Annotated in this window: 26 protein-coding genes and 2 pseudogenes (1 of these 28 only partly in view); 21 read left to right on the top strand and 7 right to left on the bottom strand. The window is 39.2% G+C overall.

Going from position 1 to position 26,266, the window contains the following annotated elements; all coding sequences use genetic code 11:
• Positions 1–296: 296 nt before the first annotated feature.
• The 6 genes from AC2TFD_RS00980 (at position 297) to rpsI (ending at position 4,627) form a co-directional block, all read left to right on the top strand.
• The gene (locus AC2TFD_RS00980) at positions 297–1,136 is read left to right on the top strand and encodes an energy-coupling factor ABC transporter ATP-binding protein (RefSeq protein WP_335513341.1); all 840 of its coding nucleotides are present in this window, start codon (positions 297–299) and stop codon (positions 1,134–1,136) included.
• Entirely contained in the window at positions 1,112–1,978 is an 867-nt protein-coding gene (locus AC2TFD_RS00985; RefSeq protein ID WP_335569640.1) for an energy-coupling factor ABC transporter ATP-binding protein, read from the top strand. The genes AC2TFD_RS00980 and AC2TFD_RS00985 overlap by 25 nt, the downstream gene beginning before the upstream one ends.
• Positions 1,975–2,772, top strand: coding sequence for an energy-coupling factor transporter transmembrane component T family protein (locus AC2TFD_RS00990; protein ID WP_335513345.1), 798 nt, complete (start codon positions 1,975–1,977; stop codon positions 2,770–2,772). The genes AC2TFD_RS00985 and AC2TFD_RS00990 overlap by 4 nt, the downstream gene beginning before the upstream one ends.
• An 11-nt stretch (positions 2,773–2,783) precedes the next feature.
• Positions 2,784–3,521 (top strand): tRNA pseudouridine(38-40) synthase TruA, encoded by a 738-nt coding sequence (gene truA / locus AC2TFD_RS00995; protein ID WP_335569641.1) that lies wholly within the window; start codon positions 2,784–2,786, stop codon positions 3,519–3,521.
• A gap of 255 nt (positions 3,522–3,776) precedes the next feature.
• Complete coding sequence (gene rplM / locus AC2TFD_RS01000) at positions 3,777–4,214, top strand: 50S ribosomal protein L13 (protein ID WP_335513348.1); 438 nt, start codon at positions 3,777–3,779, stop codon at positions 4,212–4,214.
• Positions 4,215–4,234: 20 nt separating this feature from the next.
• The gene (gene rpsI / locus AC2TFD_RS01005) at positions 4,235–4,627 is read left to right on the top strand and encodes a 30S ribosomal protein S9 (protein WP_034676157.1); all 393 of its coding nucleotides are present in this window, start codon (positions 4,235–4,237) and stop codon (positions 4,625–4,627) included.
• Between the two features lie 107 nt (positions 4,628–4,734).
• Here rpsI and AC2TFD_RS01010 read toward each other — a convergent pair.
• Positions 4,735–4,875 (bottom strand): annotated as a pseudogene (locus AC2TFD_RS01010) (tyrosine-type recombinase/integrase); the annotation flags it as partial.
• Positions 4,876–5,747: 872 nt separating this feature from the next.
• On the opposite strand from AC2TFD_RS01010, the gene AC2TFD_RS01015 reads away from it, so the two are divergent.
• Positions 5,748–5,993, top strand: coding sequence for a hypothetical protein (locus AC2TFD_RS01015; RefSeq protein WP_335513350.1), 246 nt, complete (start codon positions 5,748–5,750; stop codon positions 5,991–5,993).
• A 241-nt stretch (positions 5,994–6,234) separates the two neighbouring features.
• Here the strand turns inward: AC2TFD_RS01015 and AC2TFD_RS01020 are convergent, their stop codons facing one another.
• Positions 6,235–6,624: a hypothetical protein gene (locus AC2TFD_RS01020; protein ID WP_335513351.1), complete on the bottom strand. Its 390-nt coding sequence runs from the start codon at positions 6,622–6,624 to the stop codon at positions 6,235–6,237.
• Positions 6,625–7,044: 420 nt separating this feature from the next.
• The gene (locus AC2TFD_RS01025) at positions 7,045–7,431 is read right to left on the bottom strand and encodes a hypothetical protein (protein ID WP_335513352.1); all 387 of its coding nucleotides are present in this window, start codon (positions 7,429–7,431) and stop codon (positions 7,045–7,047) included.
• Positions 7,432–7,722: 291 nt separating this feature from the next.
• Here AC2TFD_RS01025 and AC2TFD_RS01030 point away from each other — a divergent pair, with 291 nt between their 5' ends.
• The 5 genes and pseudogenes from AC2TFD_RS01030 (at position 7,723) to AC2TFD_RS01050 (ending at position 13,884) form a co-directional block, all read left to right on the top strand.
• Positions 7,723–8,124 (top strand): hypothetical protein, encoded by a 402-nt coding sequence (locus AC2TFD_RS01030; RefSeq protein WP_335513353.1) that lies wholly within the window; start codon positions 7,723–7,725, stop codon positions 8,122–8,124.
• 771 nt (positions 8,125–8,895) lie between these two features.
• The gene (locus tag AC2TFD_RS01035) at positions 8,896–10,233 is read left to right on the top strand and encodes a PASTA domain-containing protein (RefSeq protein ID WP_335513354.1); all 1,338 of its coding nucleotides are present in this window, start codon (positions 8,896–8,898) and stop codon (positions 10,231–10,233) included.
• Between the two features lie 153 nt (positions 10,234–10,386).
• A pseudogene (locus AC2TFD_RS01040) lies at positions 10,387–10,614 on the top strand (recombinase family protein); the annotation flags it as partial.
• A gap of 281 nt (positions 10,615–10,895) precedes the next feature.
• Positions 10,896–12,329: a hypothetical protein gene (locus AC2TFD_RS01045; protein WP_335513355.1), complete on the top strand. Its 1,434-nt coding sequence runs from the start codon at positions 10,896–10,898 to the stop codon at positions 12,327–12,329.
• A 523-nt stretch (positions 12,330–12,852) separates the two neighbouring features.
• Positions 12,853–13,884, top strand: a complete 1,032-nt coding sequence (locus tag AC2TFD_RS01050; RefSeq protein ID WP_484674789.1) for a hypothetical protein — start codon at positions 12,853–12,855, stop codon at positions 13,882–13,884.
• Between the two features lie 76 nt (positions 13,885–13,960).
• Here the strand turns inward: AC2TFD_RS01050 and AC2TFD_RS01055 are convergent, their stop codons facing one another.
• Positions 13,961–14,524 carry an ATP-dependent DNA ligase gene (locus AC2TFD_RS01055; protein WP_335513387.1) on the bottom strand — a complete coding sequence of 188 codons (564 nt, stop codon included), beginning with the start codon at positions 14,522–14,524 and terminating at the stop codon, positions 13,961–13,963.
• 453 nt (positions 14,525–14,977) lie between these two features.
• Positions 14,978–15,748, bottom strand: coding sequence for a hypothetical protein (locus AC2TFD_RS01060; protein ID WP_335569642.1), 771 nt, complete (start codon positions 15,746–15,748; stop codon positions 14,978–14,980).
• A gap of 646 nt (positions 15,749–16,394) precedes the next feature.
• On the opposite strand from AC2TFD_RS01060, the gene AC2TFD_RS01065 reads away from it, so the two are divergent.
• The 8 genes from AC2TFD_RS01065 to AC2TFD_RS01100 all read left to right on the top strand — a co-directional run bounded on the left by AC2TFD_RS01065 (position 16,395) and on the right by AC2TFD_RS01100 (position 24,070).
• The gene (locus AC2TFD_RS01065) at positions 16,395–17,102 is read left to right on the top strand and encodes a hypothetical protein (protein ID WP_335513361.1); all 708 of its coding nucleotides are present in this window, start codon (positions 16,395–16,397) and stop codon (positions 17,100–17,102) included.
• Positions 17,103–17,305: 203 nt separating this feature from the next.
• Entirely contained in the window at positions 17,306–18,142 is an 837-nt protein-coding gene (locus AC2TFD_RS01070; protein WP_335569643.1) for a DUF3298 and DUF4163 domain-containing protein, read from the top strand.
• Positions 18,143–18,287: 145 nt separating this feature from the next.
• On the top strand, positions 18,288–19,304 hold the full coding sequence (locus tag AC2TFD_RS01075) for a coiled-coil domain-containing protein (protein WP_335513365.1): 1,017 nt from the start codon (positions 18,288–18,290) through the stop codon (positions 19,302–19,304).
• A gap of 77 nt (positions 19,305–19,381) precedes the next feature.
• A complete protein-coding gene (locus AC2TFD_RS01080) occupies positions 19,382–20,068 on the top strand; it encodes a response regulator transcription factor (protein ID WP_335513367.1) in 687 nt (228 codons plus the stop codon).
• Complete coding sequence (locus AC2TFD_RS01085; RefSeq protein WP_484676258.1) at positions 20,058–21,482, top strand: sensor histidine kinase; 1,425 nt, start codon at positions 20,058–20,060, stop codon at positions 21,480–21,482. Before AC2TFD_RS01080 ends, AC2TFD_RS01085 begins: the two co-directional genes overlap by 11 nt.
• Before the next feature lie 97 nt (positions 21,483–21,579).
• Complete coding sequence (locus AC2TFD_RS01090) at positions 21,580–22,023, top strand: YbaK family protein (RefSeq protein WP_335513371.1); 444 nt, start codon at positions 21,580–21,582, stop codon at positions 22,021–22,023.
• A 139-nt stretch (positions 22,024–22,162) separates the two neighbouring features.
• Positions 22,163–22,888: an N-acetylmuramoyl-L-alanine amidase CwlD gene (gene cwlD, locus AC2TFD_RS01095; RefSeq protein WP_335569644.1), complete on the top strand. Its 726-nt coding sequence runs from the start codon at positions 22,163–22,165 to the stop codon at positions 22,886–22,888.
• A 126-nt stretch (positions 22,889–23,014) separates the two neighbouring features.
• Positions 23,015–24,070: an Mrp/NBP35 family ATP-binding protein gene (locus tag AC2TFD_RS01100; RefSeq protein WP_335513374.1), complete on the top strand. Its 1,056-nt coding sequence runs from the start codon at positions 23,015–23,017 to the stop codon at positions 24,068–24,070.
• A gap of 57 nt (positions 24,071–24,127) precedes the next feature.
• Here the strand turns inward: AC2TFD_RS01100 and gerD are convergent, their stop codons facing one another.
• A complete protein-coding gene (gerD, locus tag AC2TFD_RS01105; protein WP_335513376.1) occupies positions 24,128–24,718 on the bottom strand; it encodes a spore germination lipoprotein GerD in 591 nt (196 codons plus the stop codon).
• A gap of 153 nt (positions 24,719–24,871) precedes the next feature.
• Between gerD and AC2TFD_RS01110 the strand changes: the two genes are divergently transcribed.
• Positions 24,872–25,558 (top strand): KinB-signaling pathway activation protein, encoded by a 687-nt coding sequence (locus tag AC2TFD_RS01110; protein ID WP_335569645.1) that lies wholly within the window; start codon positions 24,872–24,874, stop codon positions 25,556–25,558.
• Between the two features lie 26 nt (positions 25,559–25,584).
• On the opposite strand, the gene pdaB is transcribed toward AC2TFD_RS01110, so the two are convergent.
• Positions 25,585–26,266 carry the 3' portion of a polysaccharide deacetylase family sporulation protein PdaB gene (gene pdaB / locus AC2TFD_RS01115; RefSeq protein ID WP_335569646.1) on the bottom strand. It continues 71 nt past the right edge of the window, so the window shows 682 of its 753 coding nt (coding positions 72–753); its start codon lies off the right edge, out of view; it ends in the stop codon at positions 25,585–25,587.

Below are 26,266 nucleotides of genomic sequence, written 5' to 3' on the forward strand. Positions count from 1 at the left end.
TTTCTGTATAAAACCTAATAATGTACGATCCAAGCCAAAAAGAGTGTTATGATGAGCGTGACCCTTATCTTAAGGGCACTTTAGGGAGTTTTTTTTCCTTTGGAATGATAATGTAAGCCTTTTATCTTTTTCACGTCTCGTCTAGCTCATGCACCTCCTCCCATTTCTTTTTAGAAATCCCGTTAATCGGCAGAATGTATTCGAACTTCTGCCCGGGGGTGAGGTGCAGGCTTTTTTTGTATTCACGAGCTTAGCATAGAAATGGAACAATAGGCGAGTTGAGAGGAGAATAGTAAATGAGAAATTCTGTTGTTTCCTTAAAGAATGTTTCTTTTCAATATGATAACCAGAACAACTACGCTCTTCAGAATGTAAATATTGACATCTATGAAGGTGAATGGTTAGCAATTTGTGGACATAATGGCTCAGGTAAATCAACAATGGCAAAACTTCTGAATGGTTTACAATTTCCACAACAGGGTGAGATTGAAGTCTGTGGGATTCCTTTGAATGAAGAGTCCATTTGGGAGATAAGAAAGAAATTAGGAATGGTGTTTCAAAATCCTGATAATCAGTTTGTGGGAACAACCGTTCAGGATGATGTGGCTTTTGGTTTAGAAAACCATGGGATCCCAAGAGATGAGATGATCTTTAGGGTAGAGGATTCCTTAAAAAAAGTCAAAATGGATCAATTTCTTAATCAAGAGCCGCACCATCTTTCAGGAGGGCAAAAGCAGCGTGTTGCTATTGCTGGTGTACTTGCATTAAGACCCTCAATTATCATCTTAGACGAAGCTACGTCCATGCTCGATCCGAAAGGCAGAGAGGAAGTTTTGGAAACTGTTCGGGAATTAAAGGATGAGAAGTCCCTTACTGTTATCTCCATTACGCATGATTTGGAAGAGGCCGCTAAAGCAGATCGTATTATCGTTATGAATCAAGGTAAGGTATATCGAGAAGGTACTCCCGAGGATATTTTCTCCTTGGACGATGAATTGGTTCAATTAGGTTTGGATATCCCTTTTTCTATTAAAATGAGTAATGCATTCCGCCAAAAAGGAATTGGTTTATCCAAGCACTATTTATCGGAAGAAGAGTTGGTGAATGAGCTATGGACATTTCGCTCCAAAATATAGAGTACCGTTATCAAGCAAACACTCCATTTGAACATTTGGCTATTAAAGATGTGTCCTTTGACGTACCATCAGGAACGTATATGGCTGTAATTGGACACACGGGTTCAGGAAAGTCTACTGTCCTTCAGCATTTAAATGCATTGTTAATTCCTACAGAAGGAACAGTTGTTATAGGTGACCGTGAAGTTAAGGCCAAACAAAAGAATAAAAACTTACGACTGATTCGGCAAAAAGTCGGGATTGTTTTTCAATTTCCGGAACATCAGTTATTTGAAGAAACAGTTGAAAAGGATATCATTTTTGGTCCAATGAATTTTGGTGTCTCCGAAGAAGAAGCAAAGAAAAGGGCTCGACTTGCTTTAAAACAAGTGGGACTTCAAGAGGAGATATTAGAGAAGTCTCCATTTGATTTGTCCGGCGGGCAAATGCGTCGTGTTGCAATCGCAGGTGTCCTTGCTATGGAGCCCGATTGTTTGGTGCTTGATGAGCCTACAGCTGGCTTGGATCCGCGGGGACGTAAGGAAATTATGGACATGTTCTATTCACTTCATAAAGAGAGAAAGCTGTCTACCATACTGGTTACTCATAGTATGGAAGATGCAGCAAAGTATGCGGATCAAATTGTCATTATGCAACAAGGACATGTGGTTAAACAAGGGACACCAATTGAAATATTTTCCTCTGTTACTGAGCTTGTTGAAATGGGATTGGATGTACCAGAAGTGGTTCGCTTTCAGCGGAACCTTGAAGAAAAATTAGGGGTTAATCTTGGTATTACCTATCTTTCTATTGAGGAACTGTCTGCTGCAGTTGCTGAAATGTTAAGGGGTGCACCAGTATGATGGAAAAAATGATCATCGGCAGATATGTTCCTTCAGATAGTTTAGTTCATAGGATGGACCCACGGTCAAAGCTTGTCATTATCTTCTTATTCGTTTGTATCATATTTCTGGCAAACAATTTCTTTACCTATGCTCTTATTGGTCTTTATACATTTTTAATGCTTGGTTTATCTCGAATTCCCATTCGTTTCTTATATGCTGGTTTAAAACCGGTGCTCTGGTTGGTTTTATTTACCTTGCTATTACAGGTCTTCTTTACAAAAGAAGGCAATTTACTCTATGAGGTAGGCCCGATTAAGATTTATGAAGAGGGTGTGAGACAGGGTATTTTTATATCCATGCGATTCTTTTTTCTGATCTTGATGACGAGTCTGCTCACATTAACAACCACTCCAATAGAAATAACCGATGGGTTGGAAACACTTTTAAATCCATTGAAAAGGGTTCGTTTTCCCGTACATGAAATGGCATTAATGATGTCTATTTCTCTTCGGTTTATACCAACGCTTATGCAGGAAACCGATAAAATTATGAAAGCACAAATCGCAAGAGGGGTAGATTTCTCAAGCGGTCCTATTAAGGAAAGAATAAAAGCAGTTATTCCTTTATTGATCCCGTTATTTGTCAGCTCGTTTAAACGTGCTGAGGAGCTTGCTATCGCCATGGAGGCGAGAGGCTATCGCGGGGGTGAGGGCAGAACCAAGTACCGTCTATTGAGCTGGAGGTTTGCTGACACACTGCAAATTTTAATTCTTGCCTTTTTAACGTTATTATTAATCTTACTACGTTCATAATGGAGCTAAAAATGAATCGCTATAAATGCATCCTTTCTTACGATGGTTCCGGGTTTTCCGGCTATCAGGTTCAACCGAATAAACGAACCATTCAAAGTCAAATTGAAGCGGTACTAGCAAAAATGCATAAGGGAAGTTCTATTAAAATTTCAGCTTCTGGTAGAACCGATGCGGGTGTCCATGCAAAAGGTCAGGTGATTCATTTTGATTCACCGCTGCCGCTTGTTGAGGAAAAGTGGGAGCTGGCCTTAAACTCTATGCTTCCTGAAGATATTTCTATACTATCTGTGAAAAAAGTAGATCCGTCCTTTCATGCCCGTTTTGATGCCAGCGGGAAAGAATATCGCTATTTCCTTAATCAATCTCCGAAAAGGGATCCTTTTAAGCGGAATTATGCTTATCATTATCCCTATCCCTTAAATGTGGGGGCTATGAAAGAAGCTTGCCAATACTTACTAGGCACCCATGATTTTTCCAGTTTTTGTTCAGCTAGAACCGAAGTAGAGGATAAGGTAAGAACCATTGAGACGATTGAAATTTTGCAAGAGGAAGAGCGTTTTTGTTTTCGTTTTGTAGGAAATGGCTTTTTATATAATATGGTTCGAATATTAGTCGGTACGTTGCTAGAGGTTGGTTCTGGAAAACGAGAACCATCAGAAATTGCAGAGATTCTTGAAAAAAAAGATCGCCGCTATGCTGGGAAAACCGCACCTGGACAAGGATTATATCTTTGGAAGGTATATTATTAAAATAAATTTAGTAAACAACTCATCCTAGTGTAACATTTTCTTGACATTCAGCTCTAAAGAATTTATTATATAATATGGTTGTGTTTTTAATCCCACGATTAAGCCCCGGAAAGTCTTCATCGTGATTGAAAATATATGATACTGAAAATTGAGCGCACAGTGGCCTTATCGTTTTTTCCCGGAACAGAATAAACGATAACAGCTTATGATGGTGCGAAAAATAATCTTTATGGATTTAAATTAGGAGGGAAATTCATGCGTACAACGTTTATGGCTAACGCCAACAATATCGAGCGTAAATGGTACGTGATTGATGCTGAAGGCAAAACTCTTGGACGTCTTGCTTCTGAAGTAGCAGCAATCTTACGCGGTAAAAATAAACCAACTTTTACACCACATGTTGACACTGGTGATCATGTTATCATCATCAACGCTTCTAAAGTTGAATTAACTGGTAAAAAATTAACTGACAAAATCTACTACCGTCACACAATGCATCCAGGTGGTTTAAAAACTAGAACTGCTCTTGAAATGCGTACAAACTATGCTGAGAAAATGATCGAGCTTGCTGTTAAAGGTATGCTTCCAAAGAATTCTCTTGGCCGTCAAACATACAAAAAATTACACGTATATGCTGGCGCAGAACATCCGCACCAAGCACAACAACCTGAAGTTTACGAACTTCGCGGTTAATAAAGAGGGAGGGAATTAACTTGGCACAAGTTCAATATATTGGTACTGGTCGTCGTAAGAGCTCTGTCGCACGTGTGCGCTTAGTTCCAGGTACAGGTAAAATTACAATTAACGGACGTGACATCGAAGAATATATCCCATTTGCAGCTTTACGTATGGTTGTAAACCAACCATTAGTTGCTACTGAAACAACAGGTAGCTACGATGTTCTTGTAAACGTAAGCGGCGGTGGATATACAGGTCAAGCGGGCGCAATCCGTCATGGTATTGCTCGCGCATTACTTACAGTTGATCCTGAATATCGTCCAACATTAAAGCGTGCAGGTCTATTAACTCGTGACCCACGTATGAAAGAACGTAAGAAATACGGACTTAAAGGCGCTCGTCGTGCACCTCAGTTCTCAAAACGTTAATTATCAACATCTCAAGGCTCTTTTCACTTATGTGGAAAGGGTCTTTTTTATATCTAAAAGGCGCTTGTGACCACATTTTGACCACCAAAATATTTTTTGACCACTAATCATAGCTCTAGGTACCTTTGGAACTTAGTTGCTGTTTGTTCTCTTAGCGTGTCTGTGACGTGTGTATAGATGTTCATTGTTGTTTTGATATCCTCATGGCCCAGCCGTTCCTGTACTTCTTTTATACTTGCTCCAGCTTCTAAAGGATATTCTTGATCGCAGCGGTTATAAGGCGACTGATAAGATAGAACAAAAGAATGAGCATTCAGGTAAAATAACTTTCGGATTTTGCGGCCCTGCTGCAGCGGATGTATAATTTTGTTAAAAAACTGTTTGAATAGATGAGAGAAGTACAGTCATAATGATTGTATCTCTCTTTTTTTTAGCCATAATTATTGTTGATAAAATCATATGCCATGATAACAATTGGTGTGTTGTAGGGAATTCTTTAATAGGAGCTGGTCATATAGTAAAATTTCGTTAAGAGTAATCGGTGAGATGTTTGAAGTCACATTTCAATCAGTACGAAGAAGAGCGGCTGCGGAAAAGTGGCATAATCGGCGGTTATATTTGTGGTATGAAGAGAATGCTACAAAGATTGAAAAATGTTAAGAATTATGCATGTTCCAATCAGATGCAATTATCACTGAAACCTCGAAAAAATAAGTAATGATTTCAGTTGACTATTATTACCTTATTGTATTTATTAACTTTTATAGCAATCATTTTTAATGTAATGCCTGCGCTTGTGAATGGGAATAATTATTTTAGATTTACAGATGCCTAGCAATATTGCTGGGCATTCCTATTTTTTGTAGGTTCCGTTAGGGCATTTACAGAAAAATAAAGTTTTGAATGTTAAACCAAAATAGTTATTTTATGGATATTTTTGATATAGTAAAGATTGCCGCAGGTATGATTGTCGGGGTTTGTAGAACTTAAGATGCGAATGGCGCTACCGTTTAGATTATTATTGACCTCTGTCTTCATTAAAATTTAACAATATTGGTTGTAATATAAATGTTTAGCCTAAGGGATTTAGAAAAACAATTAAATTAAAGGAGGGAATCAAATGAAAAAACAAAATGAAGACTCAATTATTGATTGGCCAACTGATTGTTGCAGGGTCTATGATAAAGGTAAATTAGTGTATATGGAGGATATGAGCTATCTAAATAGTGATATTGCTTGTCTTGTGAAAAATTGGGGAACAAATCCAAAAAAGGAACCGGGAGATTCTTATAATGTTTCTTATGGGAAGAAATGTGATGATGTTCCTGATCCAATTATTATTGCCGATGAAAGTAACCCTAAATAGGGGAATGAAAAGTTGAGGCATGACTGGTGTTGTTTGTAAAACATAACTTACACAAATGTTAAACTATTTCATTGGTGAAATCCAATTCGTGAAAATAATGAACAAATTATATGTGGGCACTAAAAAAGTCCCTATACTGCGACACAGGTATAATCCTCTTTATCAAAAAGGATTATACCTGTTTTCTGTTTAACTATTATATCCATTTAAACCGGATGGGTACTTTGAAACGATTCCAACATTACATTTTAGTCCAGGTCCCATTTAGACTGAATGGAAACATTGCCTCTTCAAAGGTGATTTCCCATTCTGCAATGTGATTACCTGCAAGTAGAAGTCTTACCGGATATTTCTCAATCGCCCACGTGGATGGAGCTTCTGATACGGTAACCAATAAGGCGTCATCTTCTCTGATTGGAATATCGTTCACTGATGCTGGACCATGTATGATAGTGCTTTGCAGTTCCTGGAAAGGTATCGAAGTTGTAATGGCATTGGTATCAAAGCATTTGAAATTGTACCATGCTTGTTTCACATCGTTATCATAGAAAGCACATTGGAATTTAATAGTATTAACTCCGGAATTTATCCCAATAGACATATTTTCAAGAAGAAGTCCTTGTTTTGCCATTTTTATAATCTCCTTTATTAGATGCCAGAATTGATTGTAAATATGTCCCCACATTTAATTAACTAATGAGCTATGAGTCGGATAACAATAATCTTATTTAACAAGAGTAGCCGCTATCGATCTATGAGTCGCTATTCGTTATGTGTGCTTTATCTTCCATAAGTTATTTTCAATATGGGGTAATACCCCTTTTTTACGATAAAAAATACCCCTCTTATACAAAATGGATTTACACAAGAGGATAATATTAGTGAAAATTATATCGTGTAAGTTAGAAGCTCAATCATTTCAATGGCCGTAGGATATGTGAAAAAGTTCGCCGACCATGGTGACTCTTGTTCCGCTGTTGTAAATAGTCGCCAGGAACAAAGCTAAGGTGGGCGCTATTAATTCGTTTATTAACTGAACATAATTTCAGGGTCAACGATCCTCGCATGCCTCGGGATGGTGACTACAGTAAATAACGGCAATCATAATCATAAGTATTGCAAGGAGGATCATAAACCACCAAAGAAGGTTTACACCACCCTCTTGAAAAGCTTCCGCTGTAATTCCAATATTTGATGCTACTTCTCTGGCGGTTTCAGTCTGTCCAGTCAGAACGTGATTAACCATTGTAGCCACTTGCTCTGGGTAGTCTCGAAGGAATGAGGTAATTGTTTCGGTTTCTGCCAATGCCATATTTACAGCCTCAAGCCCAATTCGTTCAACTTCAAACGCAAACGATTCATTATCATAAAAATTTACCAACACGCCCTCTAAGCTTCCGGGGGAAAGAGTTAAATTTGTTGATATAGTTGTTGTCATGATTTCCTCCTTAACGACGAAAGTATTTTTTCCTACTTAGGCAACAGTAAGTTTGTCCAGGATTATTTTTTTCCGAAAATCATTATTTATTCTAGGTTAAAGTAAAATGACTGAATCCACCCCTCCATTTGGCGACCAGATGACTAGGAAAGGAAGGTTAATATAGTGATGGCATTGAATTGGGAGGTCAAGGGGTAGAATCGATGGAACTAATACAGGGGTGTTAATGTGTATACTATTTGTGTCTTTTTGAACTTATTCAGTAGCCTTCTCTAAAACCCGTACGCTTACTTGCAAAATCCTTTTCTATTCACAGTTGTAGCTAACCGAAAGGCGGAAGCACAACCATCAGCAATCCAGACTGAAATTTACAGCATTCATGAAAAAGAAAGTATAACTGATGAAATTGAACTTTATCGGGGCAAACCGTGGGCTTTATTCCTTACTGTATTATTAAAAGAACACGAGACTGAGGATCCAAATAAGTTTAAGGGAGCTTTGGAAGCGTCAACTCGTGCTGGAGCCGGAGCTCTCACTGTCGTTATAGCTGCTATCCCTAAAGTTGGACCAATCCTTGCAGCCCTTTCAGCCCCGATTTTACAAGAAGGTGCAAAAATGATTGCGGAGGAACTAAGCGGTCTACTTAACTTGGAAGATGGCGATAGGATTAGACCCGATTCGTCTGTCATGTAAAGACATGGTACTTGCGGCCAATAAAGAGCTCTCAGATTTTAAAGGAATAAGCTTTAATAAAGAAACTAAATTATTAGCGGCTCAAGAAGAATCGTATAAGGTTTATTTTAGTTGTTCATCGGCACTTTGATGTTGAAAACAAAAATATAGAAAATTTTTTAATAGCCAAAAACGTATAATTAATGTGCAAAACATGGAGGCTACACTGCTAGGCTTTAAATAAGAGAGCAAAAGCCTTTAGGTAGCCTCCATTAACGTGTATCCCAAAGGGACTGTATTGCCGATGGAATTCGTGGCTAAGAGGGATTGACTTATGTAATTGTTAAGAGAATAAATTTATCGCTGCACAAGACCCAGCTGCTGATACGCTTCTACCAATTGCAATTCAAAGAAATTGTATGATAAATAGGCAAAAATTCTTTTTCAGTATTTCAGGCATGAGTTTAGGGGAATAATAAAGGCGTGCTAGAAAAGGAGCTTTACATGAAAAAATTAGCTATCAATTCATTCATCAACTTTGACAATCTTAGTACAAAAATATTAATCCTATAGATGAATCAGGAGTTGGACTAAGAAGTTACTCTTACCATATCGCAAGCGAAACAGGAATTAATGACTTTGGTCAAATTTGCGAAATATGTAGTCGGGGGAAGACCTCTTACTTTCACCTATCTGAAACAACCCTCTGTCCAGTAGACTAATGTGAATTTGCCGGTTAGAATGATTTACTCTACGGACAAAGGTCATATTATTGTAAGGAGAGATAAAAAAATGGAAATTAGAGTCCCAGACAGAGAAACATATGACTTTGGAATGGGTGTACACCGCCTTTCCGGTAGTGCTATGAGTAAGGTGGTCGAAGGTGAAGTCTCTGGGGTTCCTCAAGCCCAAGGTGACATACAGACATTCCAGGTTTCACGTATAAAAAACAACAGCGAACTACAGCAACAACTTGGAATCGACGTTGATCTATCATATGGATGTGCCTCCTTCGGAGCAGGGGTAGAAGCTCGTGTAAATTTCATGAAAGAATCTAAAATTCAGTCATCTTCTTTATTTATGACGATAAAAGCAAATATCACCTATGAAAGCCTGAGCATAGATGAGCCGGTTTTAACGGAGACTGCTGGAAGGTGGATGGACCGACCAGATATTTTTGTACAACGCTACGGAGACATGTTCGTTCGGGCATGCAAGCGCGGAGGGTTGTTCATTGGAGTGTTACATGTACAAACAAACAGCGAGAATACTGCAAGCGATATTGAATTGAAACTAAAAGGAACATACGGCTTATTCAGTGCAGAGGTTAAAGGAAAATGGAAGGAAGTACTCAACACTTACAATGTATCCACATCGTACTACATTCACGCAGAAGGAGGTCCAATCATCCAAGTGCAGGACCCTACGGATCCTGAGGAACTCCTTACGCTTGCAAACTTCTGGCTGAAGGAAATGAAAGAGAAACCTAATGAAAATGCACGGGTCATCCAATGGACGCTAAGTCCAATTACAATCGCTGAGGGACCACTTCCGCCGAACTCATTGGATATTGAACACGCGCAAGATGTCTTAAAGCACTGCGTACGTAAGCGAGCTGAACTACTAGATCAGCTAAACCTACTCGATTGGATTGTTAGCCACCCAGGGAGGTTCGATTGGACGAATTCTGTTTCAACAGAAGAGGTACAAGAAGCATACAACAATACCCAGTATGACTTAGAAACTATTTCAGACTGCGCCAGCGAGGCAACTGACCATCCTCAGGATGCCAAAATGCCGGGACCCTACGCAGCGGCTAAAGGAGAAGTATATCCTAAAGCAATTGTACCATCACCACTCCCAAAACCAATCCCGGGAGTAATGGAGGAAACGGCGGAAGTCCCTGATGTCATCGGTGTGACCCCACCTGTAGCTTACCGGATAATAAGAGATGCTGAACTAAAGCCGGTAGAGCATATGATATTTAAGAATGGTATTACAGTCGCTTCTGGTATCATTAAAACGGAACCTGAAGCCAATGAGGAGGTACAAAAGGGCTCAGTTGTACACTGTTATTGGGAAGCACCTGATACAGATTACGGGCAGTGTACGCATCCTTCATGCCATTAACGAGGAACAAAAAGTTGCTTTCTGCGCGCAGGTAAGATAGCTTGCAGTCATTCAAGCTGTGAGAATATGATCGTCATAAAACAGGTGGGTACCTATTTGCTAAATAGTTTCCGAAAACGGATATGCAGCAGCTATAAGGCTGTATTTATGGAAGCGGTAGGTGAAATGGAAAGGAATAAGATTGTAGAACGGACTCAAGAAGGGAAAGCATTGGCAATGCAGCGTGAGGATTTTAGAAAGGGGTGACCGAAGAAGTTTAAAAAGGCACAGATAGAGCATGCATTGAAGCTCCTTGAAAAAAATTCATACATGCGAGTAGAAGAAATAACAGGTATTAGTAAAAGCACGCTCATTAGAGTAGCGGAGTCAATAAAGGGCTAGAGCAGTTTAGTATTAGTCGACCATTATGGTCGATTTTTTGTTTGAAGATATTTAATTTGTATTGTTACCGAATTTAAACAGGTTTTCAGTTGGTTTCAACTTCTAGTGATGTACATAATAAGAAAAGTCGGGTTCTTAGACCTAAACAACCGGTAGCATTTTATGGGAAGTTTCATAAATGTGATAGATTATTATTTTTGAGATTTGACATCCGGTTCCGCAAACTACCACGTGTTTCCGTTAGGGAGTTCTTGACGTAAAAATTTCTGGAGGGATGTAAAATGCAGCAGGTACGCCGCATTGAGTATAATGACGAAAGGATAGGTATGGGCTTTAACAGCGAGTCAGGATTGGCAATTGGGACGGCTTTGGAGGGTTTTACAGTTACAGAAGACCCAGTTGCTCCTGGCCAGCAGGTTTCATCAACAGTTACCATTATAAACTCGCATGATCAACTTATGGAACATTTAGGAATGTCATTTGAGGCACAAGGTAGATACGGGTTTTTTTCAGCCTCTGCAAAAGCAACTTTTTCATCAACCACGAATTACAACTCGACGTCAACGTTCGTAGTTGCGAAATGTGTTGTCAAAAATCCATTTAGGCGAGGAGAAAATTTTAGCGTAAAACAACCTGCTAAGAATTTACTTGACTCACTCCGTTTCGACGAGTTTAAGACTGCTTTTGGCGACTGTTTCGTACGAGGGATCCAAACGGGAGGAGAATACTACGCTGTCATCAGAATTACTTCTATTTCAACAAGTAAGCAGACCGATTTGGGAGTAACTCTCCAGGGTGAAATGAATGGGGTAGTCGCTAGTGGGGAATTCGAGGCTAAGTACCGAAAAGCCAATGAAAGTGAAAGTACCAGGTCTGAATATAGTGCGACCATGTTTCAGAGGGCTGGAAGAGGCCCGGAAACTTTTCCAATCGTTGAAATTAGCGAACTGATTAAACGATACAAGGAATTTCCACAAATAGCACTAGACAGCGCATATGCATACGAAACGGAGGTCGCAACTTACGACACGCTACCGCTTCCAGTTCCCACGAATGAAGAACAGGAAAATTTTGTTTTTGCTTTGCGCGATGCACAGGATAAAAAGCTGTACTACATACAAAAAAGGAATGATCTCGAATTCGCACGTAAAAATCCCGTGTTCTTTGAGAATCTTCCGTCAGAAGATGTTCTTTTAAAAGCCATTTCAGACTATACTAAATTGATTAATGCCGTCATTGTTCACGGGACCAAACTTTCTCGGGGTGAAATGAAGCCACCGAGCTATTTTGATCCTAGTACGCTTTCACCTTCGCTAAACGAACCATCGCAAATACCTTTGAAAAGAGCTACTCCGCCTGCCCTTCCAACCATTCGTGTACCAAACATGGTTGGCTACACTGCCTGTGACTTTGAGTGGGCTCTCAGATGCCTTTCTGAAGGAACAATTGACGAATGTTTCGCGGGGACTGTATGGCCAGATGAAGGTGGCAATCCTACTCCTATTCAGGTTTCTCGGGAGGTTGCCGAATTTCTAATCCTGCCAAGTGGCCAAGTGAAGTTAACTTTTGAACCGGAAGATCCCTATTCTTTATGTGTTTCCGGTCCTTTTGAAAGCTATGCACAATTCCCATCTGCTGGTACCCTTGTGCCGATTGGGTCGGAGGTTAATCTCCAATTCATATGTAACGATCCTACCTCACCAAATTGCCAATAAGGAGTATCATTAATTGATTTAAAACGAGAAGCTTCAAAGTATCATAATGGAGTTCAAAATAAGATTATTTATTATAATCATGCACCTAGGACCTAAGAAACCGCCTATGTTGGTTAAATATGGGAGGAGTTCGGCAAATCCGGCAGAATGATAAGACAGAAGACTTGATTTTCTTAGTTTCCTCATACATCCACCTTTTTTCGTGCAACATACCGGATTTATGCTTTTCCTTGCAGCTCCTGGGGGAGGTGTCTTCAACGGTCACATAGGTGGATATCGTATACTGGTAAGGGTCATACCCCAGAGGGTTAGCAAGAAATGAAAAGAATAGAATTCCAGCAACCTGCTAAAGATACTGTTTGAGGATAATTGATATTACTATGACTGGTAGGATTAAAAGAACTGTATACTGAAACTCCCATGTTACAGGGAGGTCATTATTTATTTAAAAGAATTGCCCATAAAGCCCTTGATTGAACAAAATCTGACCTGTTACCTAACCAGTTGAGATAGGAGAAGTGCGATGGAGATATCTCCAGAGTTAATTGCGGCCGTGGAACTTGCCAAATGGCCCATACTGGCTTTGCCAGGAGTTGTTGGAATAGGAATCGGCCTACAAGAAGAAAACGACGAGTTGTTTGACGAACTGGCCATTCGAGTTCACGTTTCAGATATATCCATGGTTCCCTCCGGTATACCTGAGGTAGTTGGAGGCGTCGGCGTCTGTATCATCGAGACTAACTTCAAACCTTACGATGAAGAATGTTGTTTATTCGAAGTATCAGAGGACATCAGCCGACAGAATACAATAGTGGGCGGAATCAGAATCATTAATCCTAATAGTAGGGGAGCAGGGACTCTCGGTGCAGTGGTCCAGGACTCTGAAACACGAGAACTCCTCGGGTTGAGCAACGCACATGTGGTTAGGATGGTAAATGAAGAGATATGGCATCCAGACCATCCACCATTGGTACATTCGGGAGGATTCCCTCAAGATGACCTTATGGGCAGTGTTGAACGGATAGACTTCCCGAAAACTCAACCTCTTCCGTTCTCACCGATTTTGGTGTGCCTCACGGATGCAGGGGTTTTCAAGCTAGGGCTCTCACTCGAGCATGGGAGTGTCTTGTCTCCGGCAATCATTGGTCAGAACGCTCCAGACATTTTGATTGATCGTATCACGGCAACGTCATTGCCACCACTGCCCCTTGAGGAACCGCTTAATCCGTTAAAAGCACAAGTTCGTAAACGAGGTTTCAGGACCCGTTTGACAGAGGGTAGGATCATTGAGAGTTTTATGACGTGCCAATGGACTGCTGGGCCATCATCGAGTATGTGGCTTATTGAACAGTCCTGTATCGCAGGGATAAGAAGCGAGAGCAATCCAAAAGGCGTATTCGCTTGTAAAGGGGACTCGGGATCTGTGGTTCTTAAAATGAATGAGCCCACTGCTGTAGGACTGTTGTGGGGAGGTAGTAACTGCGGAACGCGCGCGGTTATGTCGCACATTCACAATGTCGAGTCACAACTTGGCATAAACATGGTATGGTCGTGACGGAGTCGTCATTGATTCATAGAGTTTCCTATTTTTAAGTAAAACCCCTCATTTTAGGATGAGGGCTTTTAAGCATTTACCGAACGTAGGAAGGGAGTCTAAGGAGACCAGTTTTCGTTATATTTCGGTATTTTACATTACATGTAAAGGGTTCAATAAAAACAAACTTGTCATTCTCGTCTTTCTTAAGCATCTGGCAAATTTTCATTCTTCTTTCTTTTGGAACACCAAGCTCCATAATTCCTGCATACCTACCGTCCTCATATGATAAGAGCCAGCCAAATTCTTCTTTTCGGTACCCTTTAATTATCACATTTGAATATTGGTAGTTAATCACTTTTAGCAAGGAGTATGACCGTTTCCCAATTTCGTATGTGCTGTCTTTTCTCTTCAGAACAATTCCTTCAAGGTTCTGTTCTTTTATGAGCTCATAGAGGGTGATACCATTGCTGGCTATGCTCATTATCTTTGAGAGGTTTGGAGTGTTAACTGGTATGATAACATCGAGGATTCCTTTTCGTTCATGAAGAGGTAGATGGGTTACCTTCTCACCTTTGTGGTACAACACGTCAAATACAACAAACGATACTGGTTCATGCTTTGCCATATATTTTACCTTGTTTGAATTGAAATTGAAAATCTACTCATAACAGCTTCAAAATCTGGTTTTCCGGTTGAATCTGTGACTACTACCTCGCCATCGAGAACGGTTCCTTTAGGTATGTCCAGGTTCAAAAGAAAAATACATAGAAATAGTGCATACGTTCAATATCATGAGTAGAAAGAGTTGGGGAATAATGGAAACTGGGTTGCTATGATGTTTAGAAATACAAAAGAGTGACGTCATAGGTGTAAGGAGACCTTCATTTTAGAAGACATCTTTTTAGTAGAAGAAACAGAAATCTAGTCGAAATTTGTATTTTCGGGGAAATAATAAGCAGTTTTTGCTGATTATTCACCGAAAAAATATATTAGATCAAAATTATGAGTGTATAGCGTCACGCGATATAACATTTACAAATTCATCCATCACCCCCTCGTTTTATGTTTAAAAAATATTAAAAGGGCTTTAGAAGCCCCTTTAATCAATCATTCAAATATCAAATTTTTTTCGAAGCTCAGTTATAACTGAACTGTCTACCCCTAGTTGTTCCGCTAAAACCTTTTCTTCCGCATTTGGGTTCTTTTTTAGCAATTTTTTAAGCGTCTTCATTTGAGCTTTCCGGTCTGCCTTCAACACCAAATTCTTTTCTTTTTCACTTTGAACTGCTTCCAGCGCTGAACTTTCTTCTTTAACTTTCGGCTCTACTTCTTGCGCCGGATTTTCTGTTGATTGTGGTTTACTTTGTTGGTAGGTTAAAAGTGATACCAATCCGCTTAGCGAATCTAGTTTTTCTTTGTACTCTCCAATCAAGGTTTCTTTACTTTCATTGATTGCTTTCATTTCGTCTACTTTTTTATGAAGTTCTGCAATTTCCTTTTTGCTGTTTTCTAGACTTACAGCAAATGACGTAATTACTTGTTCTTTGGTGCCAATTATTTCTTTTAGCTCTTTTAGCTGCATTTCTTGCTCTGCTACTAGACTTCTTAACGCCCCAATCAATGTTTGATTTTCTTCATTAGAGGCTCTTAATTCTGCAATTTCTTTATTGCTATTTTCAAGGCTTGTAGTAATTGAAGCTATATTTTCTTTTTTAGTTGCCAATTCGTCTTTTAAATGATTTTCTCGTATTAATATGTTAGCCGCTAACTCATTAATACGAGTCGTAAGGGCTTCAAGATCTGAAAAATCTTGATTATGATCACCCCCGTTCTCGTTTAAATCATGAATTTCAGTATCATTATTTAATGTACTATCTTCCATTCCTTCCACTCCCTTTTTTGTTCACAATTTAAGTCTGTGGATCCAGAAAATCTTTCACATACTTATATTAAATTATGATGGTAAGTGGAAAATGGAATGGACAAGTATCCAAAATTAATGACTAAAAAAACTTTGGAATGAGCATCAGTCTTGTTTCTATCGTATCGCTGGGCGATATGCCTTGTGAATCGGACATAAAGAAACATATCACCACCCGATACGGCCAAGCTTCACGACACTATTTGGCAGGGAAAGGGGATAATTGTTTTTTTTATTTATATCGCTAGGTGATATGGCTCTTGAAAATTCATCAATAACCCTTCATATTTATTTAAAAGGCTATGTTAAAGGTAATTGTTGATATTATTAATTTTAAGAACCTAAATAGACGGAAAAATTTCGCTTAATTAGTAATTACTAATAAAAATAGCTTAAATAGACGGAGAGATTCCGCCTATTTACTGGAAATACGTGAAAATGGAGGATTTTACTTTGCATAACCGGTAAACCTCCCCATATTTACCCCGAAACAGGCTCCATTCTGCATTTAACCGGATAGTCTCCGCTTAATCTACTTTCGCTGGTTACTGGAGCGCAAATCAACAGCCTTATTTAACACAGCCATTTAAAAAGAAGGTGGACAGATATGCGAAATGATATTCAACCGTTTGAACGCTCATTCTCTTCCAAGGAAGTGGCAGAGGAGGCTGGGATTGCAACACCTACTGTTCGGAAATATGGCCAAATTTTAGAACGAAATGGGTATGAGTTTTTAAAAGAGGGAGATCGGCGTATTTTTGTTCAATCTGATATTGAAGCACTTATAGCGTTACGCGATACGGACAAGCCTCTAGACGATACAGCGAAAGACCTTGCGCAACAGCAAAAAGTAAGATTAGCAGGATTTAATGAAACAGAGATAGCGGTAGCCGATACGTATGACAATTTACCGCAAGACCCCAATCACTTAAAAGAAATATTAACCTATTTAGCCAATGAGCTAGCTGCTACACGTGAAATGAATGTCCAAGTAATAAACGATATAACAGAGCTTAAAACTACAGTTGCCGGGCTAAAGCAGGATCATCATCACTTAAGTTCTAACATTTCAAATTCAGCTCAAAAAACGCAAGCTAGGATTGAAAAATTATCTGAACAGGAAAAAATTCATTATGAAACATTGTTGGAAAAGGAAAAACAAAAGAGCGAATATTTACAAAGTGAATTACAAAATCTTCGTGAAGAAATGAAAAAAGAATGGCTTTCACAAAATGACTTTAATAAACGCTTAGAACAAGCCGTTCAAAGACCTAAAGATAAATGGGAGTGGATTTTCTCCATATTCCGTAAATAAGGTTCTTACAGACTCTAGTCATGCTCCTAATTTCAAAACATCTCTTAAGAAATTCCACAGGCTATCAACCAATTTTGGTTGATGGTCTTTTTTTATATATTAAGCGGCTGTGTTAAATAATTTAATTATTGCTATTGGAAAAAGGTGGAACACTTGCATATAAATAGTATTGTTGTCATGTATGGAAAAAAGGGGGCATGTAGATGAATAAAAAGATTTTGAGCCTTTTAATCATTTTTGGTCTTTTATTTTGTACGTTGGTTTTATATATCATTACGTTTGTTTTTATGGATCACTCAGAAAATAACAGTGGGTCCGGTGTGACACCCATTGTAAATGAGACACCTCAACCAACTCCCAATGTAGATGCTCCAATTGTTCCAAGTGAGTTTGATAGTAGGTGCGAAAATCAATCTCTGTCAATTGAAATTATAAATGTAAAGTACCAAAATACTCTAGATTACCCCCAAGTAAGTAACATGCCCTTGTCTTGTAAATCGGCTGAGGAAAAAATAAATGGGGCTCTGGAGAAGCATATTGCTGCTTCGTACCAAAATTATCTTCATCTTGAAGAGGAGGAGAAGGCGGCACGCAAGTTTTATGAAGAACAGTTTGGCATTCCCGTACCTGAGGAAGAGGATTATATTTATAGTTATGAATACACCACTCAGCATGAGGTAAAGTATCAAGAAAATAATGTGTTGAGCTTATTAATTTTTGACCATATCTATGCAGGCGGGGCCCATGGGGCGACCATTGTCTCTTCCTATAATTTTGATGTATCAACAGGCAGGCAAATACTTTTAGAGGATGTTGCAAAAACTTCTGTCAATCTAGATAAAATCAGACAGTATGTGATAGCAGAGCTAACGGAAAGACCCGAAGTGTTTCAAGATTCTCTGGTTGATGTTAAAATCGATAATTCTCGCTCGTTTTATTTCACAGAAACTGGAATCGTCATAAAGTTTTTAGAAGCTGAAATTGCACCATATGCTGCTGGTATGCCTGAAGTTGAAGTGCCGAATAAAGTATTCCAATAACACTAGAATCTCTGCCAATTGTGGTTGGGATTATTTTTTTATAAAAATTTACTTTGACATTTGCCTGACATCTATGGACGTTAAAGTAATGGTACAAGGTTCGGCAAGTACTAGAGCCTGATAGATAACCAGGAGGTAAGGATATATGAAAAAGTCAGTTTTAGGGTTAACCGTTGCGGGTGTATTACTTCTAGGGGGATATGCAACAACGGCATTTGCAAATGATGAAGGTACCACTAGCACAGGATCAAAGGTTCAAAATGTGATGATGGGGTTTAAGGGGATGTTTGGATTTGGGCATAGAGGGAATGTAGATTCAGATGCATTACTAGACAAAGCCAAAGATTTAGGAATTGAAACAAACGGCAAGGACGCGGAAACATTAATGCAGGAAATGCAAGAATCACTCATTAAACAGGAAGCAAAGGACCTAGGAATCTCAATAACGGATAAAGACTTGACTACTCTTGCAGGAGAAGTTCAATTAGCAAAACTACAAAAAGAGGCTAAATCTTTGGATATCACGACGGATGGAAAGGAATCCGCGACACTTCGCCAGGAAATCCGTTTAGCGGAACTTAAGAAGGAAGCTAAAGAGTTAGGGGTAGCTGCAGATGATAAAGATGCCCAAACCTTAATGCAGGATATCAGACAAGCAGAACTAAATAAGAAAGCGAAGGAGTTAGGAGTTTCAACCGATGGCAAGGATCTAACTACACTTTCTCAGGAAGTCTATACTGCTTCAGTGAAGAAAGAGGCTGCTGAGCTTGGAATAAGTATTGAAGGAAAAGAAATCAATGAAATTGCCCAAGAGGTATATAAGGCAAAGGTAAAAGCAGACGCAAAGGAATATAGTATAACGGTAGATGGTAAAACCATTCAACAAATTGCCGAAGAGGTTAACGAGAAGAAAGTAGTAAAATTAGCTAAAGAATTAGGAATTTCAACCACGGATAAAACAACACAAGAACTGATGGGGGAAATTAAAGAAAAGGACTCTGCTAAGTTAGAGGAGCTTCTAGGCGATAATGCATATGGAATGTTTGGAATGGGTAAAGGCGATTGCGGCATGGGCGGCTATGGACATAAAGGCGGCGGACATGGCGGTGGTATGCACCAAGGTAATGGTGAAATGAGTAACGTAGGTAAGATGGGACTTTAAACATTTTTTCTAAAAATCCTCGGTATAGGGCATCGAGGATTTTTCTAGTATAGTTAAATAGATAGGGGGTTTTGCAATTGAAAACCATTTTAGTTGTGGAGGATGAACAGACAATCTCTAGGGTACTGACTGTTTATTTACAGCATGCAGGTTACAAAGTGGTACAAGCCTACGATGGTGAACATGCATTGCAGTTATTTAATGAGCATGCTCCCAATCTGGTATTACTCGATGTTATGCTGCCAGGGAAGGACGGCTGGGGTGTACTAGAGGATATTCGAAAAATGAGCGCTTGTCCAGTGATTATGCTGACGGCTCTAGGCGATATTGATTACCGTTTAAAGGGCTTAAATCAGGGAGCGGATGATTATATCCCAAAGCCGTTTGTAGGCGAGGAAGTGATTGCTCGTGTCCATGCTGTCCTACGGCGTTCGGCCAATGTTCTGGATACAGAAAATAGTAAGCAATTTGGCAGTTTAAAAATAAATCTGAATTCCCATGTTGTCACCATAAATGGAGAAGAGGTCATCTTAACACCTAAAGATCTCAGCTTGCTCATTTTTTTAACCGAAAGACCCAATCGAACGTTTACCAGGGATGACCTAATAGAGAGTGTATGGGGGATGGATTATGAAGGCAGTGATCGTGCGGTAGATTTGGCGATAAAACGAATACGGCAAGCGTTGAGTGACTGGCCTTCCTCACAAGGCGAAATCCGTACCCATCGCGGATTGGGGTATCAATTCTGTGTTTATGAAAAATAAAAAGAGAACAACCTTACTTAAATTTTGGACAACAAGATATCTTGTTACACTTGTTATTGGTTTAATCCTATTGGGGGCCGGTTCTTTGTGGTGGATCCAAAAAACAACCCTAGAAAATCGACTGAAATTAATCGAATATTTAGCAGTTGAAACCGCAAATCGTGTGATTCAGTCACACGGAATGATGGAAGTTGATCCATTTTTCAATCGAATGCTGGAGGAAAGAGCGAGAGTCCTTCAATTAGAAAAAGAGCCGGAACTTTTTATTACAGATTTGAATGGAGAAGCGATTTTTTCAAGACCGCGTCATATGGGACCAGGGCGCATGGGTCCAAAAAGTCAAAGCAAAATAGATATTCCAAGCGGAGTTTTTGAAAAAGATGATACCGTCCAAAAGCTGGATATAGATGGTATTGGTATCATGTATGCTGTTAAATCTCCCATTATGGAAAACGGAAACCAAATCGGCTGGGTTGTATTAATGCAAAGTAAGGATGAATTATCTGACGTAAATCAAGAATATCGATTATTGATTGTCCTCTTAGTTGGTTTAGGTCTATTGGGGTGGGTTGTGATTTACTTGCTATCTAAAAAAATCCTCAAACCTATTCTAGAAGTGGCTCGAGCTGCCACTCAGATTAAAGAAGGTAATTATGATTTAAACTTAAATACTGAATCGAATGAACAGGAGATATATGAACTTGTCAGCTCCTTTACAGAAATGACGAATCGATTATTACAGCTAGAAACGCTTCGAGCTGAATTATTAGCGGGTGTTACCCATGATTTAAAAACACCTGTCACGTCTATTAGCGGTCTTGTTCAGGCAGTTCGTGATGGGGTCGTATCTGGGAATGAGCGGGATGAATTTCTCGACATAACGCTAAAAGAAGTGAACCGTCTGCAAACAATGATTTCAGATTTATTAGATTTTAATTCTTTAGCCGCAGGGGCTTTTTCAATCAGACCCGAACCCTGCAATATGAATGAGCTGGTTCAGAACATTGTTCGTGAATGGGCGGTCACACAGGCAAGACCGATTGACTATCACGTCAAATTGCCTGATGGTGTGGTGTATCGTACGATTGATCCCTTACGATTACAACAAATCATGATTAACCTTTTAAACAACGCCTCACAATCCCTTGATGGCGGGGGGTTAATTACCATTGTTCTGACGGATAATTCAATCGATGTCAAGGATACGGGGGCTGGAATACCCGAAAGAGAGCAGCCGTACATTTTTGAGCGTTTTTTCCGCGGGGAAAAGAAAAAACTAAAGGTGAGAGGGCTTGGTTTAGGTTTGCCATTCAGTAAAATGCTCGCGAAGGCTCTTGATGGGGATTTGTTGCTAAAGGAAAGCAGCACCAGCGGCAGCACCTTTTCAATACTTTTTGAAGGAGAGACGCATTAATTTAAAAATACGATAAAAATTGGCAAACGAAAACGCATGAGAGTTTGCATTTCTTAGGAGCAAGGGATGAAGAATAGTCCTAAGAGGTGAAAAGCAAGTGACTGTAATTACAACCTTTAAAGAGAAGCGCCGTGATAAACAATTAAAATACGAGCGGTCCGTATTGAAGGACTTATCTGTTAAAACCTTAAAAGAACGAGTACAGCAATACTTTGGCTCATCAAGAATTGCACAAAGCTTTGTTATGAATTCTGGGATAGAAGAAGCCTGCTACGATGTAGCGTTAGAAGCTTATTTATTAGGAGCCAAATTTAGCAAATTTGGTTATTACGGTGAAGGTATAGATGAAGTGAGAAAACGTTGTTACCGAGAAGAAAAACATCTGATTGATACCCTTTACAATTTTCTCCTTTATTGGGGAAATGGCGAAGAAGGAGTCATGAGTGAATCGCTTTATTACTCCTGTGAGGGCTATATAGATGTTTGGTGGAAAGAAGGCTATGAAAATGGTCAAAGACGCAGGAAATTACGATTACACTGACTAAATATGCTTGATTCAAACGCCAAGGTGAGGGAAATACCCTTTCCTTGGCGTTTGCTCTGTTCCTTCTTCCTGTTCTAATCCGTCCCTTTGTCCCATATAGTTTAGTGAATAGGGACGAGCGGGAAGGAATGATTTTGTGGCGAAGAAAAAGTTAAAGGTCATTGGATTTTCTGTTGGTTTGCTTCTTTTATTTCTGATTTTACAATATGATTTTGTTAAAGAAGACACCCTGGGTGATTCATGGAGTTTACCCCTGTCAGGCAAAATCATTTTGCTTGATCCGGGTCATGGAGGTCCAGATGGGGGTGCAGGGGATTCCAAAGCTTTGGAGAAAGACATTGCCTTGGATATAACCTTAAAAGTCAGAGATTATTTGCAGCAACAGGGAGCTTTAGTAATTATGACCAGGGAAACCGATACAGATTTAGCGGATGAGGATACAAGAGGATATAGCAGAAGGAAAGTGGAAGACTTAAAAAAGCGGTTAAAGATGATAAACGACTCTGATAATGACTTATTTGTCAGCATCCATTTAAATGCCATTCCGTCAGCCAGATGGAGTGGAGCACAAACCTTTTATGCGCCTCATTTCAAAGAAAATACAAAGGCAGCAAAATTTATTCAGGATGAGCTGATTGTCAACTTAGAAAACACAACACGAAAAGCAAAGCCGATTAGTTCGGTATATATTTTAAAAAATGCAAAAAAGCCAGGTGTTTTGGTGGAGGTTGGCTTCCTTTCAAATCCAAAGGAAAGAGCTCAGCTAAAAAAGGATGCCTATCAGGAGAAAATAGCGATTTCAATTTATCAAGGAGTTGTTCGCTACTTTACGAATGAAAAGGAATTGAAGGTGGAGGATTAAGGAAGGTGTAGGGCACCTTCTATTTTTTTGTATTTTTTTAAGAAGTGATTCATTTAACTGTTTACACTCTTGATTATGGTATACTTAAAACTGGAAACGAATTCATTAGGTGAGGTGTTTGTTTACATGTTAACAGAAGTGAAAATCCGAGAAGTTTTAGGCAATTTAAAAGAACCTTTTTTACATAAAACATTAGCAGAATTAAATGCTATTGAAGAAATAAAAATCAAAGAAGAGAAAAAACATGTCAGCGTGAAATTACAGATCGCGAAAACAGGTACATCTGAACAATTACAATTGCAAACACAAGTGGTTACTCTTCTTAAAGAGGCAGGTGCGGAAACGGTTGGAATTCGATTTAGTGAGCTTCCTGAAGCAGTGCTTGCTGAACACCGTCAGGCTTCAAGTGAAACAGAGGAAAAAGGATTACTTACGTCTAAGGAAACCACGTTCATTGCCATTGCTAGCGGAAAAGGCGGAGTTGGTAAATCAACGGTGTCTGTTAACCTTGCAGTAGCCCTGGCACGTCTAGGTAAAAAAGTTGGTTTAATCGATGCAGATATTTATGGATTTAGTGTTCCGGATATGATGGGAATTACGAAAAGGCCAGTAGTTAGGGGAGAAAAAATCCTTCCTGTTGAGCGTTTTGGTGTTAAAGTCATTTCGATGGGATTCTTTGTCGAGGACAATTCTCCAATCATTTGGCGCGGTCCAATGTTAGGGAAAATGCTAAATAGTTTCTTTAATGAAGTAGAATGGGGAGAAATCGATTATTTACTATTAGATTTACCACCTGGAACAGGGGACGTTGCCCTAGATGTTCATACCATGCTTCCTTCCTGTAAAGAAGTAATTGTCACCACTCCACATCCAACGGCTGCTTTTGTAGCGGCACGTGCTGGTGCGATGGCATTACGTACAGACCATGAAATTATTGGGGTTATTGAAAATATGGCTTATTTTGAAAGTAAGGTAACGGGAGAAAAGGAATATGTATTTGGTAAAGGCGGCGGTGACAAATTAGCCGAAGATTTAAATACAGAAGTTCTTGGCCGTCTGCCGCTCAATCAGCCTGATTGGAATGATGATGACTTTGCTCCATCCATCTATCAGGAAGATCACAAGTTAGGAAAAATATATATAGAAATTGCCGAAAAAATTACCAGTGTATTGAAAAAATAATCAAGGGAAAGCCTCTTCCGAATGTAGGAAGAGGCTTTATTCTATATGGTTAACTACTTAAGACCCGCCTTCTTTTTCCCCGCCTTTGCCTTCTTCTTTAGCCTTTGTTTCTTCTGCTGCCTTTAAAAGTAATTCCTGAATTTTTATTTGGTATAGTGGGCTTTCGATGGTTTCTGAAATTACCTTTTGAAGATGTTCTCTGTATTCTTTACTTTTTAGAGCGTCTGCCATTTCTTTTTGAATTTCAGGCTCTTTAAACACTTCAATCATCATACCTCGATACTCAGGATCATTCATCAAATCCTTCAGAAGGATTTCATTTTCAGATCTCATGCTTTTGGCAACGCCCTTAGCGAATTCCTTATCACTGAAGGTTTTTTTCCAAAACTCTGTAGCATTCTCAGAGGTAAGGGTTTGTTGAATCGTATCAGCTACTACCTTCTGGTCCATAACCAACGTTTCCTTCATCTTTTCGTCAGACATTACTTCCTGAATTGCTTTCTTTCCGTCATCCGTTTTTAGGATATCAACCACCATTTTCTTTGTGGCTTCATAATCTATTTGCTCTCCGCCACTTGCTTCCGGCGAAGCACAACTAGCTAAAAATATGGTGATAAGCAAGAGGAGAATTGGTTTTTTTCCTTTCATTTTAAAAGCTCCTTTCACATAGGAATCCTTAATTTTTAGGATGAAGAAAAGAGCCTTGGATTATGCGTGAAGAAATTGAAAAGATGGATTTTTTATATTTGGATTGGTACAATCAGATTGGAAATTTATTTTTTATTATTGGGGGATAATGGTGTGACGAGTCGGATTTGGGTTAGGCTGTTTATGACCACGCTATTAATTGGCGCAATTACAACAGCAATTGCTGGTTTTATTATCAATTGGAATGAATATGTGCATTATTTTATTGATTTCAAAATTATTAATATAGTATCCGCCCTTTTTTGGTTTATTCTTTGGGGCGTTCTTTATAGTGTTATTAGTCAAATGGGCTATTTTGCCTATCTAACTGTCCACCGCTTTGGCTTAGGTATCTTTAAATCCGTTTCACTTTGGAACGGAATACAAGTGGTCTTAATTTTATTTGTTCTATTTGACCTAGTTTATTTACGATATGTAACGTTTGCTAATTCAGGGGACAGTCTCCTGCCATATATCGGTCTAGCAGTCCTTTTGCTCATTCCGGGTTTAGTCACAGCATGGTTTAAGGCGAAGCAAACAAATCGTGAGGCTTTTGTACCAGCCCTCTTTTTCATGGTTGTTGTAACGGTTATAGAGTGGTTCCCTGTGTTACGTGTAAACGAACAGAGCTGGGTATATCTCATGTTGATTTCCTTATTAGCTTGTAATGCTTATCAATTATTAATTCTTCATAAATTAAATTTGAAATCCCAGCAGGAAAGACAAAGAATCGAGAATAATCGACAAAGCAAAAAAAAGTCAAATGCTTCAAAGAGGTCAAGCAAAAAACCGTCCCTATAATTTCAAGGACGGTTTTTTAATTGATATCATTTTATTTCTTTTGATTCAACAGAGCCATTCGCGATCATTTCTGAGACGGATACAAGTTTCAATCCTTTATTGCGCAGTTCTTGGATAATCCCTGGTATAGCTTTTGCTGTTTGCTTTGCGGAATCAGACGCATGAAGAAGAACAATATCCCCTTTATCCGCCTTCTTGACGTTTGCAACAATTTGATTTACTCCTGGATTCGTCCAATCCTTGGAATCAATACTCCAATGAACAACCGTATAACCATATCGTTCTGAAATTTTTAACGTACGCTCATCAAAATGACCCGTAGGTGCACGAAGGAGCTTAATATCCTTAATACTTAGCTTATTAAAGGCATCTTTAGCTTTTGAAATGTCTTTTCCGATGTTAGCTTCCTCTAATTCAGTATAATCCTCATAGGTATAGCCAAGAATCCCAACTTCGAACCCTTCCTTAACGATACGGCTGACAATATCAGGGTGTCTCTCAGCCCATGAGCCTGCTAAAAAGAAGGTTGCTGCTTTTACATTCTCTTTTTTTAGTGCATCCAAAATTGGTTCTGCCTTTTCATCTCCCCAGCCAATATTAAAGGTAAGGGCAATGTCCTTTTCTCCTCGGTATACTGCTTTAGGCCCATCTTTAGTAGAAAAGACTGGCGTTAACGACAGGTTCCCCATGAAGAGAAACAGCGCAGTA

This window comes from Neobacillus sp. plas4 (genome assembly GCF_057221695.1).

What these genes read in the sequence shown, in the direction of transcription:
- AC2TFD_RS00980 (WP_335513341.1), top strand. Translation starts at nt 297, where the DNA reads ATGAGAAATTCTGTTGTTTCCTTAAAGAATGTTTCTTTTCAATATGAT.
- AC2TFD_RS00985 (WP_335569640.1), top strand. Translation starts at nt 1,112, where the DNA reads ATGGACATTTCGCTCCAAAATATAGAGTACCGTTATCAAGCAAACACT.
- AC2TFD_RS00990 (WP_335513345.1), top strand. Translation starts at nt 1,975, where the DNA reads ATGATGGAAAAAATGATCATCGGCAGATATGTTCCTTCAGATAGTTTA.
- truA (WP_335569641.1), top strand. Translation starts at nt 2,784, where the DNA reads ATGAATCGCTATAAATGCATCCTTTCTTACGATGGTTCCGGGTTTTCC.
- rplM (WP_335513348.1), top strand. Translation starts at nt 3,777, where the DNA reads ATGCGTACAACGTTTATGGCTAACGCCAACAATATCGAGCGTAAATGG.
- AC2TFD_RS01015 (WP_335513350.1), top strand. Translation starts at nt 5,748, where the DNA reads ATGAAAAAACAAAATGAAGACTCAATTATTGATTGGCCAACTGATTGT.
- AC2TFD_RS01020 (WP_335513351.1), bottom strand. Translation starts at nt 6,624, where the DNA reads ATGGCAAAACAAGGACTTCTTCTTGAAAATATGTCTATTGGGATAAAT.
- AC2TFD_RS01025 (WP_335513352.1), bottom strand. Translation starts at nt 7,431, where the DNA reads ATGACAACAACTATATCAACAAATTTAACTCTTTCCCCCGGAAGCTTA.
- AC2TFD_RS01035 (WP_335513354.1), top strand. Translation starts at nt 8,896, where the DNA reads ATGGAAATTAGAGTCCCAGACAGAGAAACATATGACTTTGGAATGGGT.
- AC2TFD_RS01045 (WP_335513355.1), top strand. Translation starts at nt 10,896, where the DNA reads ATGCAGCAGGTACGCCGCATTGAGTATAATGACGAAAGGATAGGTATG.
- AC2TFD_RS01050 (WP_484674789.1), top strand. Translation starts at nt 12,853, where the DNA reads ATGGAGATATCTCCAGAGTTAATTGCGGCCGTGGAACTTGCCAAATGG.
- AC2TFD_RS01060 (WP_335569642.1), bottom strand. Translation starts at nt 15,748, where the DNA reads ATGGAAGATAGTACATTAAATAATGATACTGAAATTCATGATTTAAAC.
- AC2TFD_RS01065 (WP_335513361.1), top strand. Translation starts at nt 16,395, where the DNA reads ATGCGAAATGATATTCAACCGTTTGAACGCTCATTCTCTTCCAAGGAA.
- AC2TFD_RS01070 (WP_335569643.1), top strand. Translation starts at nt 17,306, where the DNA reads ATGAATAAAAAGATTTTGAGCCTTTTAATCATTTTTGGTCTTTTATTT.
- AC2TFD_RS01075 (WP_335513365.1), top strand. Translation starts at nt 18,288, where the DNA reads ATGAAAAAGTCAGTTTTAGGGTTAACCGTTGCGGGTGTATTACTTCTA.
- AC2TFD_RS01085 (WP_484676258.1), top strand. Translation starts at nt 20,058, where the DNA reads ATGAAAAATAAAAAGAGAACAACCTTACTTAAATTTTGGACAACAAGA.
- AC2TFD_RS01100 (WP_335513374.1), top strand. Translation starts at nt 23,015, where the DNA reads ATGTTAACAGAAGTGAAAATCCGAGAAGTTTTAGGCAATTTAAAAGAA.
- gerD (WP_335513376.1), bottom strand. Translation starts at nt 24,718, where the DNA reads ATGAAAGGAAAAAAACCAATTCTCCTCTTGCTTATCACCATATTTTTA.